Source organism: Rhodobacteraceae bacterium M385 (genome assembly GCA_025141835.1).
In the GTDB taxonomy this organism is placed as follows: Bacteria; Pseudomonadota; Alphaproteobacteria; order Rhodobacterales; family Rhodobacteraceae; genus Gymnodinialimonas.
In genome coordinates this window covers 569552-587731 of record CP081102.1, presented here as the reverse complement: position 1 = coordinate 587731, position 18180 = coordinate 569552, and the positions used below count along the sequence as shown (strand labels likewise).

Here is an 18180-nt window from a genome sequence, read left to right as displayed (position 1 = left end):
AGGGTAAAACTACGACGCTTCATAAATCTCGATGTCCGGCATGTGCGATAGGTCGTGTCCATCGCGGAGCACTTGCAGGAATTTCCGACGGAACTGTTCTGCGATCGTGGAAAGCGGCCCACCGGATAAGGTGACGATCCCCACTTCTCGGGTGATTTCAGGTTCGATCATCGGCAAATGCACGAGCTCGCTGTCTTTATCCAAGGAGGCAAGAGTAAGGGCGGGGAGTACAGAGCTCACGCCCCCTTCTTCTACAATTTTCAAAATCGACGGCACCCGAGAGACTTCATATTTCGCCGCGTCTAGGACGCTTGAATCGACAAGATGCCGGTCTATCAACCGCCGCACTCCGGTGCCCCTACTCGTCACGACAAGATTGACCTGATCAAGGTCGCGCCACCGTATAGCTTTGCGTTTCGCGAATGGATGATCGCGGTGGCACACGAAGCGAAACCGATCTCGCAGAAGTGGTTGGAACGTGATGTCCTTGTCGTCCGAGAATAAGCAAGTTACCGCGAAATCAACGCTTCCGGATTTCACCTGGTCAAGGATACCGTCTACGTTCTCGTCTCGAATGGAGATCGATACCTTTGGGTACTCGGCCTTAAACTGACCGACCGTTGGTGCCATAATCAAGGTCGCAACAGTAGAAAGGCACGCGACCGTAACGGAGCCTTCATCGCTGCTAACCTCGCTTTGAACCTCATCAAGTGCTTGCCGCAGGTCTTCCATGATGCCGTGCAGCCTGCGCTGAAGGACTGCGCCAGCGGGGGTTGCCACGATCGTCCGATACCTCCGGTCCAACAGCTCTGCATTTAGTAGGTGTTCCAACTGTTGAACTGATTGGCTCAAGGCAGATTGCGACAAGCCAAGCTCGCTGGCGGCTCGGCTAAATGATCCAAGATGTGCAACCGCCATGAAACACTGCATTTGTCGCAGGGATGGTCGAATCCGAGACATTGTCCCGTTCGTATCAGCAACGCCTGACGTTTGATTTTGGGGAGGTTGGGAGATGGCTTGAGACCCTAAGTAAATTTTTGGGCAGGCAATCATGGTGCGGCGCGCAAGCAGTGCAGTCAAGACGCTCAGTGAACCTCAGTTTTTCGTGTGCCGTGAATTTCTAACCGCAACTTTGCGCGTTCGCACATCTCTCGACCACGTTGCGATCGACACTTCTTCGGCTGACATTTTGGACACCTAGGTGCACCGGTAGCGCGCCAGATCGCTGCTCATTTGCTTGAAGAACACTCGAGTAAAATTGGCGGTGTCGGAAATCCCATGCGAAACGCAAATTGGCCCGTGGCGGCGACGTGTTTTCTTGCGATTCCGGAGGTAGGGAGTCGGCGCTCGTTGCGATGCCTATCAGAACACAAAGGGCGGGAAGCAGACGTTCGCTGTAGATGCTTCAGATGAAGCTCCTAATGGAATAGCGAACATTCTGGAGGGTGGCCTTCTTCCGCGCTTTCGAATTGGCGTGTTAACTGACCTCTACTATTCTTCTACGCGCGTCGGTCACAGCATGAACCAGATCAGTTCTATCAACGGGTTTCGGCAGCATCCCGAAACGACTGTGAAACTTCTGAATTACAGGGACTTGGGCTGGCAGGCGCGATGATATCAAAATGGCAAATGCCAAGGGATGTCGTTCTAGTGTTGCGTGAATCAATTGCACCCCTGAATGCCCATGGTCTAGATTTAGATCGGAAACCAAAAGTGCTATTTCCCGTGTCTGTTCGATGGTTTTTTGCGCCTCCGAGTAATTTGTCGCGACCAATGTATCGAAACCGAGTGTCGCGAGGGTGACCTTTAAGGCAGCCGCCGTTTCCCGATTATCATCAACAACGATTGCCGTACCTGCAAAAGGTATCTTGGGCTTGACGACGGGTGGCGTGTCCATAATCGGGACGCGAATTACGATGGATGTGCCTTGTCCCATGGCAGAGAGAATTTCGATTGTGCCGCCAGATTGGGTTACGAAACCGTATACCATCGATAGGCCCAGTCCTGTGCCCTCTCCGTTGGGACGGGCCGTATAGAAAGGTTCAAACGCGTGGCGGCGGGTTTCTTCTGTCATGCCGATGCCGTCGTCCTTGATCGTCAGGACAGCGTGACGGTTCTGCGACGTCAAGGTGATCCAGATGTTGCCCGCATCGGGCATGGCCTGTGCCGCGTTCATACACACATTCAGCAACGCGCTTTCAAGCTGACCCGGATCGAGCGACACATGCAGCGGAGATTCACCCAGATCCAAATGGAGTGTCACGTTCTCGGGGAGGGCGATGTCCAACAGATCCTGCATTCCCTCGACCAATGAGCCTAGATCGACCAGCTCTGGCTCAAGGTGTTGTTTGCGTGCAAACGCTACGAGACGTTCCGTCAGGGACACGCCTAAGTCCACGGCGGTCCGTATCCGTCCAAGACGGAAGGGCGCGGCGGTCGCGTTGGATGTTTCCAGCAAATGCAGGTTGCCCGAAATCGTCGACAGGATGTTGCCGAAATCGTGGGCCACTTCTCCCGTGACCTTGCCAAGCGCCTCAACACGGCGGATTTCCTCTAGGCGATCTTCGATGCGCTTGCGCTCTGTGGCTTCGGACAACATCCAGACGGATCGACCATCGGGCAGAAGCGAAGACCGCACCTCGATCACGTCACCCATGGGGTTGGTGTATTCTTCGTACCCGCCGCGGTCATCCGACCCGCTTTGCAAACTGAAGACCGACAGTGCGAACAGATCCTTCATGGTCTGTGCGTGGGCGTCGTAGGGGATGTTTAAAAGCGCGCGTACCTTGTTGTTCTCGGCCTCGATCTTGCCCTGAGGTGTCAGGATCGCGACGCCGTCCTTTATGCCGCTGAAGACGCTAGAAAATAGCATGTTCTGCCGGGTGATTTGCGCGGTCCGCCGGTCCAGTTTGCGCGCGTTGGAGCGGAAGACGCCAAACGCATGGAACAGCTGGCCAATCTCGTCATCCGTCGCATTTCGGGTCGGCACGGTGACGGAATGATCGCCCGCAGCAAGCTGGTGCATACCGTCCGCCACAAGACGCAGATTGCGTGTCACATAGCGTGACACGAACAGCGATGAGATCACTGCAACGCAGGCACTAAACAGCGCCAGCAGTGCCACACCGATCTGCGCCAAATTTAGATCGCGTGAGGTTTGCATCCGCGCCAGCCGCAGCCGTTCTTGCGCCGCCTCAACCCGCAACGTCGCAAAAGCGCTGATTTCACCGGACAGTTGGCGAATGCGAAATAACGCGTTTTCGGCATCAAGTGCGGCGGTGAGAGATTGGTATTTCAGCTGGAAAAGATCGGTGGTGGGGCGGGTTAGGATGTCCTCGATTTCCCGCAAGCCATCTGCCGCAATGGCGTTGTCGGGAAGCGCAGCACGGCCGCGATTGAAACGGCGGTATATCTCACCCACTTCGAGGATTTCCTGTGCACGGGTCACGCTGCGGGCGTCGCTGGTCAAACGGCTCAAAGCAGCCCAGACCAAACGGTCATCTAAGGTGGCCTCTGTTGAAATGGCTTGCCGTTGGAACCTGTCTTGCAGCTGCGCCAAATCGGTGTCGATTTGTGCGATGTCGGCCTGCAACAAGCTTTGTGGCGAAGACACCCGCAGCAGGTTGGCAATGGCGACACGGATGCGTGCAAGAGGTAGAGCGAGATCATCCGTGCCCTCAGATAGCGTTTCCAATTGCTCGATGGTTTGTAAAATCGCATCGGCGTCCGCTTGTCGTTGGTATGGAACCTGCACCGCCAAAAGAAACGGCGCAGCGGTGGCAAGGTCGGCGGCGCTGCGCGAAAACTCCAAGGCTTGTGACACCTCGGACAGCGTGTCGCGGTGGATTGTGTCGAGCCAGTTTTCCGCATTGCGCAGTGACAAAAGGCTGATGGTTGAAATTATCACGGTCACCGCGCACAGCGTCAGGATCGCGATCGAAAGCCGCGCCTTGACGCTAGGCGTATGGAACGCGGGCCGCATGGTGCTACTCGGCCTCTAGCTTAAAGAAGTAGCCCTGTGACCTTCTGGTCTGCAAATGAACGGGCTTTGACGGTGTGTCCTCGATTTTGCGGCGCAAGCGCAGGATCAGCACATCGATTGTACGGTCCACATAGCGTTCCATATCCGACCCGAGGCCGGACAAAAGCTCGGGCCGTGAAATCACCCGCGACGGGTTTCGCGCCAAATATTCAAGAAGACGGTATTCACCGTTCGTCAGGGGGATTTCGTGGCCTGCTTGATCGAGCAGAATGCGGCTTTGCAGATCAAGATGTTTGCTCCCGAAGGCGATGGTGTGTTCGAGTAAGGAAGGCGCGCGGTTCACGCCATGCCCATAGCGGCGCAGGACCGAGCGGATGCGGGCAACCAGCTCCCGCGGGTTGAAAGGCTTCATCAGGTAATCATCGGCACCTGTTTCGAGGCCAATGATTTTGTCGATCTCGTCCCCGACACCTGTCAGCATCACAATAGGCAAGCCATACCGCGCGCCGATTTGCAGCGCCAAATCCAAACCAGATTCACCACGCAGCCTTAAATCAATGATCGCAAGATCGACGGCAGGCGGTTCGCCAAGCGCGTGGAAATCGGCACTGCCCTTGCAAGCGATCGGTGTGAAACCGCTACTAGACAGTAACTCGCACAGTGTCTCTCGCACCTCTTGATCGTCATCGACGATCGCGACAACGGGCGGCGACTGATCTTGGGTTTGATTTTCGAGCGTCACCCTGATCCTCCCCGATACAGCGTCGTGCAAGTGTTGCTTAAACTGCGTGGGGTTTAAAGGAAAAGACAGGGCGAAGGCATCGGTTGTAACACTGTTAACATTAAACCCGACCACCGTAACTGAGTGTTAACACAGGTGTCCTCGCGCAGGCCTATGCGATGCTCTTAGGCTAGCCAGATCGCGTGGTAGCGGTTGGAGGACCCTACCAGAGTGCGACAGAGAAATTGGGAGAGATTTACATGACTATTAGAATGACCAATGCAGCTATGGCTGCAAGTCTACTGGTGCTTGGCAATGTTTCGGCCGTCGCCGCACAGGAGTGCACCGAACGCGGTGCGCTGGATGCATTGTATTGCGATGCAAACGGTGACCTTGTTGCCGATACGCCGACTGATCCTGCGGAACTGAATGATCCAAACACATTGGTGTTCGCCTATACGCCCGTCGAAGATCCTGCCGTTTATGCTGATATCTGGGCACCGTTTATCGCTCACCTTGAAGAGGCGACCGGCAGAGAGGTGCAATTCTTCGCGGTGCAATCCAACTCTGCAGAAGTAGAGGCGATGCGCTCTGGTCGTCTGCATATCGCGGGCTTCTCCACTGGTCCAACGCCATTTGCCGTGAACCTTGCAGGGGCCGTGCCGTTTGCGATCATGGGTGCCGAGGACGGTCAGTTCGGCTACCGCCTTCAGGTGTTTACACAGGCCGACAGCGACATTCAGGAAGTGTCCGATCTTGCCGGGCGGCGTGTTGCACATACTTCGCCCACTTCAAACTCCGGCAACCAGGCACCGCGCGCGCTGTTCCCGGGCCTTGGTGTGATCCCGGACGAGGACTACGAAGTCGTCTATTCCGGCTCCCACGATCAATCCATGTTGGGTGTTGTCGCGGGTGACTACGACGCGGCCCCTGTAGCTTCCGAAGTTGTGGACCGCATGGCCGAGCGTGGCCTTTATGACGTGGCGGATGTGCGCATGATCTGGGAAAGCGACCCGTTCCCGACAACCTCCTTCACATTGGCGCACGATCTTGATCCGGAATTGGCCGCGACCATCCGAGAGGCGTTTTTCTCATTCGAGTTTGAAGGCACGGCCCTCGGTGACGAATTCGACGGCGTCAGCAGGTTTATCCCGATCACCTATCAGGATCAGTGGGCTGTCATTCGCGAAATTCAGGCCTCGAACGGCGTTGAATACACGCCACAAGGCCTCGCTGACAACTAATCCCCCCGCAGAAATGCCACTCCGACCAGTTGGTCGGGGTGGTACGCGCGTCTGAGAGGCAACATGCTAGAAATTAAAAATCTTGTGAAAAGATACGGGAAAGGTGCGCCTGTCCTGAAGGATCTGAACCTGTCGGTTGAAGGTGAACAATTGATGTCGATCATCGGGTCGTCGGGCGCGGGAAAAAGTACGCTTTTGCGCTGTGTGAACCGTTTGGTCGAACCCACATCGGGCAGCATCACCTTGAACGGCACCGACTTCACGACGCTGGGCGCGAAAGAGCTGCGCCGCGCCCGTCGCCGTGTGGGCATGGTATTCCAGAGCTTTAACCTGGTGGACCGGTTGAGCGTTATGGAGAACGTGCAGTGCGGCCGCCTGGGCTATATTTCCACATGGGCCGCCGTCACCCGTCGCTATCCTGCTGAAGATATCGAACGCGCGTTTGAATTGATGGAACGGGTAGGCATCGCGCAATATGCCGATAAACGCGCCGACGAGTTGTCGGGCGGCGAACGTCAACGTGTCGGTGTGGTGCGTGCCCTGATGCAGCGCCCTGAAATTCTGCTGGCGGATGAGCCTACAGCCTCGCTTGACCCGAAAACATCCGAACAGATCATGTCGCTGCTGCGCGACCTTGCGCGGGAATTGAACCTGCCTGTCATCATCAACATCCACAACGTGACCGAAGCCAAAGAATACAGCGACCGGATCGTCGGGATGCGCTACGGGCGGATCATTTTTGATGACAAGCCTGTCGCGCTGGATGCCGCCCAGATGGATGAAATCTACGCGGGCACCCCGTCCGAGGACCGTCAGGAAATGGGTGCCGTCGCATGACCACCCAAACCGTCTGGCGCAAACCGCCGTTCATTAAATCGCCCACCGTGCGCTGGGTGTTTTACATCGCCGTCGCGGTCTATGTGATCGGGACCATCGCCACTTTGCCGGTTGATTGGGAACGCACAGCCGAGGGCCTTACACGGGCACAGCGCATTTTCAGCGGAGCCTTTCCACCCAGCTTTGAACGCTCGGGGCTGCTGATCTCGGGCTTCATGGAAAGCCTGAAAATCGCGATCCTTGCGACGACGTTGGGGATGATCCTTTCGGTGCCTTTAGCGTTCATGGCCGCGCGTAATATCTCGCCCAAGCCTGTGTATCTGATCGGTCGGAGCTCGTTCATTCTCGCCCGTAGCTTCCACCCGGTAATCGTCGCAATCATTTTCGTGAAGGCTGTGGGCTTTGGCCCCTTGGCCGGTGCGCTGACGCTGACAGTCTATTCCATCGGCTTTGTTGCCAAACTGCTGGCCGAGCGGATCGAAGAGATCGATTTCGGTCAGGTCGAGGCTATGCGTTCGGTCGGGGCGTCGTTCTTTAGCACGATGATCTACGCGATCTTGCCGCAGATCATGCCGCGTCTTGTGGGGCTTGGAATCTATCAGCTCGATAGTAATCTGCGGGCCTCTGCCGTGGTTGGTATCGTCGGCGCAGGCGGCATCGGGGCGACCCTTGCCAATGCGTTCGGGCGCTATGACTACGACTTCGCGCTTGCCATCACGATGGTCATCGTTGGCGCAATCCTGATTTCCGAAGCCGTCAGCGGCATGATCAGAAAGCGGATGACATGACACAGACACTCACACACGAATGGGCGCGTTTTACCCCCGTCCAACGGATGAAACGCTATGTCGCGTTGCTGGCTGTCACGCTGGTGGTGGTCTGGGCCTTAGGCAGCATCGACGTAATCTGGGAATGGGTCTGGGATGCGCCGATCCAGCTGGTCGACTTGTTCGCCCGCATGGTGCCGCCGGACCCGACCAATCTGCCGTCGATCCTAGAGGCCACGTGGCAAACCATCAACATCGCCACAATCGCCACGATGATCGCCGTCGTCCTGTCGCTGCCCGTCGCCTATATTTCGGCGCAGAACACGACGCCAAATGTGGTCTGCCTGTGGATCGGGAGGTTCATTCTGGTATCGTCGCGGTCGGTCAACACGATCATCTGGGCGCTGCTGTTCGTTGCCATCTTTGGTCCGGGGATCATCGCGGGGATCATTGCGATTATGTTCCGATCTATCGGGTTCCTTGGCAAACTTCTGGGCGAAGCGATCGAGGAAATCGACCCCGATCCGGTCGAGGCGCTGGAGGCCTGCGGCGCGTCAAGGTTCAAGGTGGTGATGTATGGCATCGTGCCGCAAGTGATGCCCGCGTTCTTTGCGATCAGCATCCTGCGGTGGGACATCAACCTACGTGAATCCACGGTTCTTGGCCTTGTCGGGGCGGGCGGTATCGGGATCATCCTGCAAGGGGCGATTGACACGTTCCAATGGCAAGAAGTGTCGATGGTCCTGCTGACAATCCTCGCCCTTGTTATCACCGGTGAAGTTATCTCATCCGCGCTGCGCAAGAAACTTCTGTAATGCCGGTCAGGGCCGCTGGATCATCCGGCGGCCCTGTTGTTTTGCCCCCGTCCAAAGGACAGACCGCGTGACCAAGCTAGAGGGTCTGCTGACCACCCAACAGATTTTCGACCGCTACGAAGAGGTCCGCCCACGGCTTCCTCAGGTCACGACCCAACCGGACACCGTCGACATCACCTCGCTGTTGGATATTGCAGACCAAGTCGACGCCTTCGTCTTCGATGCCTTTGGCGTGCTGAATGTCGGCAAAACCCTGATCCCGGGCGCGGATGTGCGCCTTGACCAGCTCCGCGCCCGGGGCTGCGCCATTCGTATTCTGACCAACGCCGCCAGTTACGACCGCTGCGGCGCCATCGCCAAATTCAAACGTCTCGGATTACGGATCAAGGATGACGAGATCATCACCAGCCGGCAGGCCGCGCTTAGCGCGATGGATCTCGGACATTGGGGCGTGATCGCCGCCGATGAAGATCAGCTTGGCGATGTGCCACACAACGTGACACGCTTAGCGTCCAATGCCGCCGATTATGATAGCGCGGAAAAGTTTCTGTTCCTCTCGGCGGCGGATTGGACAGCCGCAAAGCAAGACCTGTTGCACGATGCCATGCAGCGCAATCCGCGCCCGCTGTTGATCGCAAATGCCGATCTCGCCGCACCTCGCGACAACGGGTTATCGATGGAGCCGGGGTTCTTTGGCCATCTCGTCGCTGACACCTTCCCTGACCATGTGCGCTTCTTCGGCAAACCATTTCCCGAAGTCTATGATCTGATCGAGGCCTCACTCCCGACGACCCCATTGAACCGGATCGCGATGTGTGGTGACACGCTTCACACGGATATCCTGGGTGCCGCAGCGCGGGGCTGGCGCACGGTTTTGGTTACGCAAGACGGACTATTCTCGGGCCATGAAACACAGCCCTTCGTCGAGCGTGCGGGCCTATTTGCCGATTGGTGCCTTTGTCGCATCTAGGTCTCGGTGCATTGGGCCGTTTCGCAAGACTTCAAATGGCCCTTGCAAGATCACGTAACGCAAAGTTCCCGTTCTCGAAAACGGCGCCCTTCGCTGCCTACAAAATTAAGAATAGACACCAGCGGCGGGGTCCCTGTCGATTAGGATTTCATCGGTTCTATGTCGCTGAACGGGTGGCGGCTTTGAGATTGTGCGTAAATAATCGAGCAAGAAACCGAATGGTGGCAAAGGGCCGGAAACTACCTTCTTCGCTATGGGGGATAGCGGACGTCCGCTCTTCGGGATACGGCCGCCTGAAAGCGCCACCACCCCGCGCAATCCGGGCAAGAGCTTCGTGGTGACATACGTTATTTTCTATCGGGTTATGGTGCAATGCTACACCAATGAGATGTTCCAAGATTGCCGTAGACGCCTTTCTGGCGCATACCCCTTACGCCTTCAACGGTTTCAACAGCACCCGGCGCATCTTCTTGGCCTGATCGCCCTGCAACCGAACAACTGGGACATTCAGCAAACGCCCCAAGATCTGAATAACAAGGCTCACGCTCGGGTCGCCTTGGGGTCAACCAAGGCGGCCCCTGGTCGATCCATCGGTAAGACCCAAATAATTCACGCCGCACATCACCGAACGTGCGTGGCTGCCTGTTGCGCTGGCCGCGCCACCCGAAATTCGTCGCTCGGTAAAGACCCCTGCCTTCATCCCGCCAGCCGTGATGAAGTGATGCGGCGCGAAGGGGCGATGCATCTTGATGCCTTCCGGCGAAATTGTCGGGACGCGCATTGTCAGTCGGCGGATCAACACCACAATCACAAATATGCGTGCTGCCGCGATGCAAATGGGCACCCACATAAGCGGCTGCCACAGGCTCGCTTGGATCTCCGTCACAACCACCCGAATGCACGTCGCACCGATGCCCCCCGGATCACCAGGGCAAGCAGCCTCAGCCAAGGGGAATGATTGGCTGTAAAACCACGGTCACATTCATGGCGCGGCTTCATAGAGGCGTGAGCCGTCACCAAACGCAGTTCAAATTTGCACGGTAAGCGTTTCGCCCTCCACCGCAAGATGCTAGGCATACTTCATGCTCCATGCGCATCAGGGTAAACACCGGCGCACGGCTCTCGAACATGGTGCTAGCGATCACGCAACTCGGATCAGACGGCAAAGCTGTCGTGCAGCTAGGCTTCCTGGCTTGGACACGGGATGGTCGTTTGTTGAAGTAGATTGAGAGCTTTCGCGGCAACCTGATCCTACGACGGCTGCAAATTCATCCGGCGGCGCTGATAGACTTGATTGCTGGGTAAGTTGCGTGGAAGCGACGGTAGCTCTCTTCGTAGGTATCTGTCAGGGCTTGGTCCGGGGCAATGATCTCGAGGGTATCGGGCAGGGGCATTATGGACGCGGGTTGGGCGTCGGAGGCCGCAGCCTGCCCAAGACGGGCCGCTCCGAGTGCTGCGCCAATCTCATGGCTATGTGGGACGCTCAATGGCATATCCAGAACCGTCGCCAGCATTTGCAGCCAATACCGAGAGGACGCTCCGCCACCGACGGCGAACATGTGTTCGAATTGGGCGCCTGTGGCACGCATCGCTTCGGCAGAGTCGCGCAGCCCGTAGCACACCCCTTCGATCGTGGCATGGGTCAACGCATTCAGGTCGGTGTCATGGCCCAAGCCGGTAAATGCCCCGCGGATATCGGCGTCGTTATGGGGAGTCCGTTCGCCGGACAAGTAAGGAAGAAACCCGACACGACCGGGGCCCTTCAACTTGTCGCCCAAACGCTCCGTGCAGGCCTCGGGCGTGGTGTGCAGCAAATTACACAGCCAGTTCAAGCTATCAGTTGCCGAAAGCATAACGCCCATTTGATACCAAGTTTTAGGCAAAGCATGGCAAAAGGTGTGCAGCGCGGTTTCCGGGGCCGGGCAATAATCTGAACGCACTGCCAGAAGAACACCCGAGGTGCCGAGAGACACGAAGCCCGTGCCTTCTTCCAACGCGCCAACGCCGCAGGCCGCAGCGGCATTGTCGCCCGCGCCCCCTGCAACGGTAACAGGGTGGCCCAATCCCCAGGACCGGGCCAGATCACCACGCAGCATGCCGGCTGGGGCGTTGCCTTCGACTAGGCGAGGCATCTGATCGGAGCGTGTATGACTAGCGGTCAACAGATCGGCGGACCAATCGCGCAGCCCCATATCCAGCCACGCGGTTCCGGCGCTATCGGATTTGTCGGCTACATGTTCGCCAGTCAAATACAGGTTCAAGTAAGCTGTAGGTAGCAGCACCTTGGCGATCTGCTGGAAGATTTCTGGTTCGTGGGCGCGTACCCATGCGATTTTTGGCGCAGTGAAGCCGGGAAAGACGATGTTTCCGGTTTGCGCCCGAAAGGCGGGGTTTGCGTCAAGGGCGGCGGCTTCCACGTTGCTGCGGGTGTCGTTCCACAAAATACACGGGCGCAGCACCCTGTCGGCGCGGTCGAGCAGGGTCGCCCCATGCATGTGACCGGCAACGCCAATGCCGCGTAAGTCCGCGAAGGCATCATGGTTGGCCCGTAGCGTGGCAACCGTTTGTTCTAAGGCCTGAATCCAAACCGCCGGATCTTGTTCGGACCAGCCAGACTGCGGGTGGCTGGTTTGATACGCGCACTCTGCCGATCCGACCGGACGCCCCGCGTCGTCTATGAGGAGGGCGCGAAGCCCAGATGTCCCAAGATCAATTCCAAGATAGCTCATATCATACCCGGTGGCTGTTCATTCGTAGGACATAGGCGACGTGGGGCGGGCAGTCCTAATTGGCAAGAAAACCGCCATCCACTGGCAGGGCCAGGCCAGACAGCATAGCGGCCTCGTCGCTCAGAAGAAATGCAATCACCGAGGCCACATCCCGGGTCTCCGCGAAGCGCCCCACCGGCATCCGCGACAGGACTGGCCCCGCCTTCACCGGGTCGCTCCAAGCCTCGGCAGCTAGTTCAGTCATCGTTACGATGGGATTAATGCAATTGACGCGGATGCCGTGGGGGCCCAGTTCGTTCGCCATGACCCGGCTCATGCCATCCATTGCCCCCTTTGACGCGCAATAGGAGGCGTGATCCTCGAACCCGACCACCGAGGATATGCTTGAGACATTGACGATGGCACCCGACTTTTGGCGGTCGATGAGGGACCGTGCAAATTCCTGCGCCACGATCATCGCCGCGCGGGTATTGACGGCATAGACTAGATCGAAGGCCTCAACCGTGACATCAACGAAAGGCTGCAAGACGTTGATGCCCGCGCAATTTACCAGGTAGTCGCAGGGCAACCCCTCGATCGCAGCCGTCCGGGCCGCGTCGGGGTTTGCTAGGTCGGCGACGATGACATCGCATCCGATCTCTTTCGCCAAGCTATCGAGGCTTTCTCGTGTCCGAGAGATCGCCACAATATGTGCACCACGCGCCGCAAGGTAGCGGGCGGTATCGCGACCGATCCCTTTTCCAGCGCCGGTAATCATCACTGATTTGTCTTGAAAGTTCATTTTCGCCCCCCTGTCGCCCAGCTGTTGGTCTAGATGGTGTCCATCCTGATCTGAATTTTCACCTCGCCCGTCGGCTCCTGTGCAGCATAGTCAAACGCGACTACGGAGTCGGCGAAATCGAAAGTGCGCGTGATCAACGGTTCAACGTCGATGGCGCCCGAGGCGATCATGGCGACGCAGCGGTCAAAGACATGCGCATAGCGGAACACATGCTCAACCCTAGCCTCCTTAAGTTGCGCCGCCGCGACATCGTAGGCGATAGGTTCCAGAGGTATCCCGACAAAAACGACCGTTCCGCCCGGCCGGAGCGGGTCGAAGACGCCCGCCGCGGCCGCCGCATTTCCCGAACATTCATAAACAACATCGGCCCCCCAGCCATCTGTAGCCTCAAGAACCGCCGCCTCCAGAGTAGCCTTGCGTACGTTGACCGGAATGACTGGCCCCAAGGTAGCCGCCAGCTTTAGCTTATCGTCATCCACGTCCGAGACCACCACCTGGGATGCGCCTGCGGCAATAGCGGCCAGTACGTTAAGCAAACCGATCGGCCCGGCACCGATTACCACGGCCACATGGCCTGGGGCTGCGGCGGCTTTGGCAACGGCGTGCACACCAACTGCGAGCGGTTCAACCATTGCACCGGCGGCGAAAGACACGTTTTCGGGCAGTTTGAAGGTGAATGCAGCAGGATGAACAACGCTTCGGCGTAAAACGCCGTGCACAGGCGGCGTCGCCCAGAACTGAACGTCAGGGTCCAGGTTATACAAGCCCATCCGAGACGCGCGGCTTGACGGAGTCGGCACGCCGGGTTCCATACAAACCCGATCGCCTACGTTGAAATTACTCACATCCGGACCGACTTCCGTCACGACGCCCGACACCTCGTGGCCGAGGACCATGGGCTCTTTCACAACAAAGGGGCCGATCGCACCATGGGTGTAATAGTGCACGTCCGATCCGCAGATTCCGACGGTATGGACGCGAATGCGCAGATCCTGAGGGCCGAGCGATTCTTCTACAGTGAATTCCCGCAAGGTGATCTCACCCTTGCGTTCCAGAACCAGGGCGGTTGTGTCGTCGCTGGCGTTTTCACGGGGGGTCATCAACATAGCAGCATCCTATTTGGCATCGACGTAAACCTAAAATGCTGCCTGTGCCGCTTGCCACACGTTTACGCGCGATCAGGCAAACATTCTTGCCGGATAGGAGAGGGCGCCGCCCATGGGTTTAGCCCATTGGCTCAGTCGTTAATGGGGTCTCGCGCAGTTTCAGGCGGTATTCTCTTGGCGTCTCGCGGCAGAGTACGAAAAACTGTCGGTTGAAGTTGGCCGTGTTGTTGAAGCCGGCCTCAAAACAAATCTCTGTAATGGAAAGGTCGGTGGAGGCCAGCAGGCGGCAGGCATGGTGAACCCGCATCTGATTGACGTAACGTGCAAATGTGTGTCCCGTCTGCCGTTTGAAGAAGCGACTGAATGTGCTGGTGGCCATGTGAACCAGATCGGCCATATCCCCTAGCCGCAGATCCTCTGTATAGTGGGTCGAGATATGCGCCATAACAGTCTCGAGCTTGCGTGACGTCGTGGTATGGGCCCCGATGCCGGGGGCGCACTGTGATAGCACGCGCCGCTCCGCTGGCACCGCCGCAAGCCGGTGGAGCAATTCGAGAAACAACGTTAATCGACGAATTCCGCGGGTTTTTCCTATCTGGGCCAGAAGCACCGCGCCATCGTCGCGGGTCGTCCCGGCAAACTCGACCCCATAGGCGGATTCCCTGAGCAAAACTTCCACGGCTTCCATCTCTGAAAAGCCCCTCAGGGTTCGGACGAGGTCCGGAACGAATTGGACCAACATGTCGCGCTGTTCCAGTCGCTGACCCGGGCGCAGATCGCTGACCCAATTGTGCGGCAGGTTCGGTCCGGTCAGCACAAGGCATCCCGGATTAAAGGGGCCGATATGATCCCCGATCATCATCTTCCCGCCGACTTCCTGGGTCAGGTGCAGTTCATACTCTGGATGATGATGCCACTTCGCCAGATGGTGCGGATAGCCGTGCACTTCCCAACGAAATGATTGCGACGGGTCGTAAACAATTACTTCGAAATCCGGGTCGTATAGCTGTTGCAATGCCGTTTCCCTCTTGGTTTGGGCGCTGGTTTGATACCGGGAAGGATTATCTTCAAACGCGCCAATTCAGCAGACACTTGCACGAAAGTTTGCAAGAACGCCAAGAATTTTGGCGCGTAAGTTTCGGCGTCTGATTAGCGTTTTTTCATCAGCGGGCGTGGGACGGCCATAAAAAAATGGGCCTGATCGCAAGGGGCCCCGTGTTTGCCTGTTTATCCGCAAAGGCGCTGGACGCAGGATTGGGAGGAAGAAATGTTTGATGATCACGACGCGCAGACGGCGCGGGGGGAAGTGCTTCTTGATGCGCGGAACCTGAACAAGTCATACGGTGGGTTGCGGGCTCTTAATGATGTGAGCCTCGATATCCGGCGTGGTGAGATTATGGCCTTGGTCGGTGACAACGGTGCCGGAAAGTCCACTCTCATCAAAGTCCTATCGGGCGCCTTGCGCCCTGACGCCGGCAAAATCACGTTTGATAAACGCCCGGTCACGCTGACCAGCCCGCTGGATGCCACTGATATCGGCATTGAGACGGTGCATCAGAGCCTCGGCCTCGTGAATGAACTGAATGTGCCGCAAAATGTCTTCCTGGGGCGGGAACTGCGCAAGCGTGTTTTCGGTTTACCGATCCTCGACAAAGCAGAGATGCGCAAGCGAACGGTTGAGTTGCTACATAACTTCGCCATCGGTCTCCCAACGCTCAATGAGCCGGTGCAACAGCTTTCCGGTGGGCAACGTCAAACAATCGCCATCAGCCGTCTCTTGCTGGCCGAGCCGCAACTTCTGATCATGGACGAACCGATGGCAGCTCTGGGTGTCGATGAAGGCGGAAAGGTCCTGGCGCTGGTTGAGCGGATGCGTGAACAAGGGCTGACCGTTCTGATCATCAGCCACAATCTGGAGCACGTCTTCCGCATCGCTGATCGCGTTGCGGTCATGAAGAACGGCCAGATGATTGACATCGTTAACACTGCCGACGTCACCCGCGAAGAAATCGTGCGCAAGATCACAATTGGCAATGCTCAAGATGACAGGAGCCAAGCATGACCGATTCATCCACCCATGTCAGACCAAAGCTGAAGCAGCTTGGTCAGAACGACCGAAAGTTCCGTATGGAAAGCGTTGGCCTGACCTTCGTGCTTGTGGCGCTGATCGTGCTGTTCACACTCATCAATCCACGTTTCGCGTCGATACCGAACTTGCTTAACGTCCTGACACAGGCGTCAACATATCTGATTGTTGCGATGGGAATGACGCTGGTCATCACCAAAGGTGGGATCGACCTGTCCGTGGGTTCTCTCATGGCGCTCGTGACCTGTGTGGCGTTCAGCCTGATGGATAATGGGATGCACTATATCCCAGCGCTGATACTGATGTTTGTCATGGCCATGGCTCTGGGGGCGCTCAACGGCGCGATGGTTGCCTTCCTGGCAATCCCGGCGCTGATTGCAACCCTTGGTACGATGGTGGCCTTTCGGGGGCTGGCGCTGCTGCATTCGGCCGGTCAACTCTATTTCGGATTGCCACCAGAAGTTGTCTGGCTCGGGCAGGGAGACGTGCTGGGTATTCCGGTGCCAATCCTGATCGCCGCCGCCTTCGTCGCCTTGACCCATTGGCTGTTCAACTTGTCCGCATTCGGCATGCATGTGCGCTCTGTTGGGGGCAACCGCGAGGCCGCACGTTTGGCGGGTATCAAGGTGTGGCGGATCGAAATGGCGGTATATGCCTACATCGGCTTTGCGGTGGCCCTTGGGGGGCTGCTGTGGATGGCCCGCATCGACGGCACCCAAGCAACCCTTGGCACCGCGATGGAGATCCATGTGATCGCAGCGGTGATTATTGGCGGCACCAGCCTCTTTGGCGGGCGCGGCATGATCTACGGCTCACTCTTAGGGGCGATCTTGCTGAGCATGCTGAACAACGCCTTGGTTATCGCCGGCGTAGATTTCTTCTACCAGCTTGTTGCCGTCGGCATCATCGTGATCGTCGCTGTGACTGTGAACAATATCCGTGAAAACCGGATTGAATGGATCGCCCAATGGCGGAGCAAACGTGCCGCAGAAAGGGCTCAAAACCGCTGAAATTTGCAAGACAGAAACCAAAGGGAGGAAGAAAGATGAAAGTAACTAGAAGACATCTTATGGCCAGCGCGATGGCCGGAGCCATCGCGGCAACAACCGCACCTAGCGCAGTGGCACAGGACGACGCGATCGAGATCGCTTACCTGTCGCCTTCATTCGATATCTCAGACGCCTGGGAGCGCGTTTACTGGAGCATGAGCGCACGTCTGGACGAACTCGGCGTAGATCACGAAGTGACACTTCTGGCGGTGCAGAACGCATCAGATCACGCGGGACAGTTGGATCAGATTCAAGCTGTGATCCAACGGGGGGCCGATTACGTCTTTTTGGGCGCGACCGAGTATGAATCCGCCGCAGTTGGGCTGCGCCTTCTGAACGAGGCTGGCATCCCGGTTGTCGTCTATAACTTCCTTGAACCTCATGAAGACGAAGCCTCCCGCGCCATGCAGTACATCGCCTTCGACCACTATGAAGGCGGTCGCATGGCGGGTGAATGGACGGTTGAGCAACTTGGTGGCGAAGGCCAAGTTGCCGTGCTTCAAGGCGTTGCAGGCGTGGTCAGTGATCAGCGCATGGCGGGCTTTGTCGATGTGGTGTCTCAACATCCAGGCATCGACGTCGAGATCGGTGTACACACAGACTTCGATCGTGTGCGGGCCTTTGAGGCCACACAGAACCTAATCGCGGCGCATCCTGACCTTGACGTCATCTATGGCGTATCAACGGCTGTTGGCCTCGGCATCGGGCAAGCCTTGCGCGGGGCGGGCTTGTCGGATCAGGTGATGTCGATTGGCTTCGGCGGTACCGGTGACGAGATCCAGGCCATGAGTGAGGGCTGGCTCAGCGCATCGCCATTGCGTTCCATCGACGATAGCGGCGTGGCTGTAGCCGATGCTTTCCATGCCCACATGAACGGCGAGCCTGTCGAACCCGTATGGTCTGGGCCTTTCGTGATGATTGATGCGGACAGTGATGCGGAAGCAATCGTTGCCCACGCAAACCGCTATTCGAACCCTGCTATGGGGCGGTGAACCGTAGGCAATAGCGGGAGCTGTCATATTAGTCTCTAGCTATCTTGGGCTGCGACCTCATTGGTCGCAGCTCGACTTTTGAAACGTGAAGTCGTCGATCA

16 protein-coding genes are annotated in these 18180 nt (G+C 57.4%); 8 read left to right on the top strand and 8 right to left on the bottom strand.

Annotated elements, in window-relative coordinates; all coding sequences use genetic code 11:
• Positions 1–9: 9 nt before the first annotated feature.
• The 3 genes from K3728_03000 to K3728_02990 all read right to left on the bottom strand — a co-directional run bounded on the left by K3728_03000 (position 10) and on the right by K3728_02990 (position 4724).
• Positions 10–918 (bottom strand): LysR family transcriptional regulator, encoded by a 909-nt coding sequence (locus tag K3728_03000; protein UWQ96227.1) that lies wholly within the window; start codon positions 916–918, stop codon positions 10–12.
• Between the two features lie 559 nt (positions 919–1477).
• Entirely contained in the window at positions 1478–3982 is a 2505-nt protein-coding gene (locus tag K3728_02995; GenBank protein ID UWQ96226.1) for a HAMP domain-containing protein, read from the bottom strand.
• A gap of 4 nt (positions 3983–3986) precedes the next feature.
• Positions 3987–4724: a response regulator transcription factor gene (locus tag K3728_02990; protein ID UWQ96225.1), complete on the bottom strand. Its 738-nt coding sequence runs from the start codon at positions 4722–4724 to the stop codon at positions 3987–3989.
• A gap of 239 nt (positions 4725–4963) precedes the next feature.
• On the opposite strand from K3728_02990, the gene phnD reads away from it, so the two are divergent.
• From phnD to K3728_02965, 5 genes are all read left to right on the top strand, one after another.
• The gene (gene phnD / locus K3728_02985) at positions 4964–5947 is read left to right on the top strand and encodes a phosphate/phosphite/phosphonate ABC transporter substrate-binding protein (GenBank protein ID UWQ96224.1); all 984 of its coding nucleotides are present in this window, start codon (positions 4964–4966) and stop codon (positions 5945–5947) included.
• A 63-nt stretch (positions 5948–6010) separates the two neighbouring features.
• Positions 6011–6784 carry a phosphonate ABC transporter ATP-binding protein gene (phnC, locus tag K3728_02980; protein ID UWQ96223.1) on the top strand — a complete coding sequence of 258 codons (774 nt, stop codon included), beginning with the start codon at positions 6011–6013 and terminating at the stop codon, positions 6782–6784.
• The gene (phnE, locus tag K3728_02975; protein ID UWQ96222.1) at positions 6781–7572 is read left to right on the top strand and encodes a phosphonate ABC transporter, permease protein PhnE; all 792 of its coding nucleotides are present in this window, start codon (positions 6781–6783) and stop codon (positions 7570–7572) included. Before phnC ends, phnE (K3728_02975) begins: the two co-directional genes overlap by 4 nt.
• Entirely contained in the window at positions 7569–8366 is a 798-nt protein-coding gene (gene phnE / locus K3728_02970; protein UWQ96221.1) for a phosphonate ABC transporter, permease protein PhnE, read from the top strand. Before phnE (K3728_02975) ends, phnE (K3728_02970) begins: the two co-directional genes overlap by 4 nt.
• 85 nt (positions 8367–8451) lie before the next feature.
• Positions 8452–9336, top strand: coding sequence for an HAD hydrolase-like protein (locus K3728_02965; GenBank protein UWQ97423.1), 885 nt, complete (start codon positions 8452–8454; stop codon positions 9334–9336).
• A gap of 562 nt (positions 9337–9898) precedes the next feature.
• Here K3728_02965 and K3728_02960 read toward each other — a convergent pair.
• The 5 genes from K3728_02960 to K3728_02940 form a co-directional block, all read right to left on the bottom strand.
• Positions 9899–10186 (bottom strand): hypothetical protein, encoded by a 288-nt coding sequence (locus K3728_02960; GenBank protein ID UWQ96220.1) that lies wholly within the window; start codon positions 10184–10186, stop codon positions 9899–9901.
• Positions 10187–10604: 418 nt separating this feature from the next.
• Positions 10605–12065, bottom strand: a complete 1461-nt coding sequence (xylB, locus tag K3728_02955) for a xylulokinase (GenBank protein UWQ96219.1) — start codon at positions 12063–12065, stop codon at positions 10605–10607.
• Positions 12066–12120: 55 nt separating this feature from the next.
• Complete coding sequence (locus tag K3728_02950) at positions 12121–12846, bottom strand: SDR family oxidoreductase (GenBank protein ID UWQ96218.1); 726 nt, start codon at positions 12844–12846, stop codon at positions 12121–12123.
• A 29-nt stretch (positions 12847–12875) separates the two neighbouring features.
• Positions 12876–13946, bottom strand: coding sequence for an NAD(P)-dependent alcohol dehydrogenase (locus K3728_02945; GenBank protein UWQ97422.1), 1071 nt, complete (start codon positions 13944–13946; stop codon positions 12876–12878).
• 124 nt (positions 13947–14070) lie between these two features.
• A complete protein-coding gene (locus K3728_02940; protein UWQ96217.1) occupies positions 14071–14967 on the bottom strand; it encodes an AraC family transcriptional regulator in 897 nt (298 codons plus the stop codon).
• Positions 14968–15219: 252 nt separating this feature from the next.
• On the opposite strand from K3728_02940, the gene K3728_02935 reads away from it, so the two are divergent.
• From K3728_02935 to K3728_02925, 3 genes are read left to right on the top strand one after another with little or no spacing between them, the layout of a single operon-like run.
• Positions 15220–16014 carry an ATP-binding cassette domain-containing protein gene (locus tag K3728_02935; protein UWQ96216.1) on the top strand — a complete coding sequence of 265 codons (795 nt, stop codon included), beginning with the start codon at positions 15220–15222 and terminating at the stop codon, positions 16012–16014.
• A complete protein-coding gene (locus tag K3728_02930; protein ID UWQ96215.1) occupies positions 16011–17048 on the top strand; it encodes an ABC transporter permease in 1038 nt (345 codons plus the stop codon). The genes K3728_02935 and K3728_02930 overlap by 4 nt, the downstream gene beginning before the upstream one ends.
• A 59-nt stretch (positions 17049–17107) precedes the next feature.
• Entirely contained in the window at positions 17108–18079 is a 972-nt protein-coding gene (locus K3728_02925) for a substrate-binding domain-containing protein (protein UWQ96214.1), read from the top strand.
• Positions 18080–18180 lie beyond the last annotated feature (101 nt).

What these genes read in the sequence shown, in the direction of transcription:
- phnD (UWQ96224.1), top strand. Translation starts at nt 4,964, where the DNA reads ATGACTATTAGAATGACCAATGCAGCTATGGCTGCAAGTCTACTGGTG.
- K3728_02995 (UWQ96226.1), bottom strand. Translation starts at nt 3,982, where the DNA reads ATGCGGCCCGCGTTCCATACGCCTAGCGTCAAGGCGCGGCTTTCGATC.
- K3728_03000 (UWQ96227.1), bottom strand. Translation starts at nt 918, where the DNA reads ATGGCGGTTGCACATCTTGGATCATTTAGCCGAGCCGCCAGCGAGCTT.
- K3728_02950 (UWQ96218.1), bottom strand. Translation starts at nt 12,846, where the DNA reads ATGAACTTTCAAGACAAATCAGTGATGATTACCGGCGCTGGAAAAGGG.
- phnE (UWQ96221.1), top strand. Translation starts at nt 7,569, where the DNA reads ATGACACAGACACTCACACACGAATGGGCGCGTTTTACCCCCGTCCAA.
- K3728_02945 (UWQ97422.1), bottom strand. Translation starts at nt 13,946, where the DNA reads ATGACCCCCCGTGAAAACGCCAGCGACGACACAACCGCCCTGGTTCTG.
- K3728_02925 (UWQ96214.1), top strand. Translation starts at nt 17,108, where the DNA reads ATGGCCAGCGCGATGGCCGGAGCCATCGCGGCAACAACCGCACCTAGC.
- xylB (UWQ96219.1), bottom strand. Translation starts at nt 12,065, where the DNA reads ATGAGCTATCTTGGAATTGATCTTGGGACATCTGGGCTTCGCGCCCTC.
- K3728_02935 (UWQ96216.1), top strand. Translation starts at nt 15,220, where the DNA reads ATGTTTGATGATCACGACGCGCAGACGGCGCGGGGGGAAGTGCTTCTT.
- phnE (UWQ96222.1), top strand. Translation starts at nt 6,781, where the DNA reads ATGACCACCCAAACCGTCTGGCGCAAACCGCCGTTCATTAAATCGCCC.
- phnC (UWQ96223.1), top strand. Translation starts at nt 6,011, where the DNA reads ATGCTAGAAATTAAAAATCTTGTGAAAAGATACGGGAAAGGTGCGCCT.
- K3728_02960 (UWQ96220.1), bottom strand. Translation starts at nt 10,186, where the DNA reads ATGTGGGTGCCCATTTGCATCGCGGCAGCACGCATATTTGTGATTGTG.
- K3728_02930 (UWQ96215.1), top strand. Translation starts at nt 16,011, where the DNA reads ATGACCGATTCATCCACCCATGTCAGACCAAAGCTGAAGCAGCTTGGT.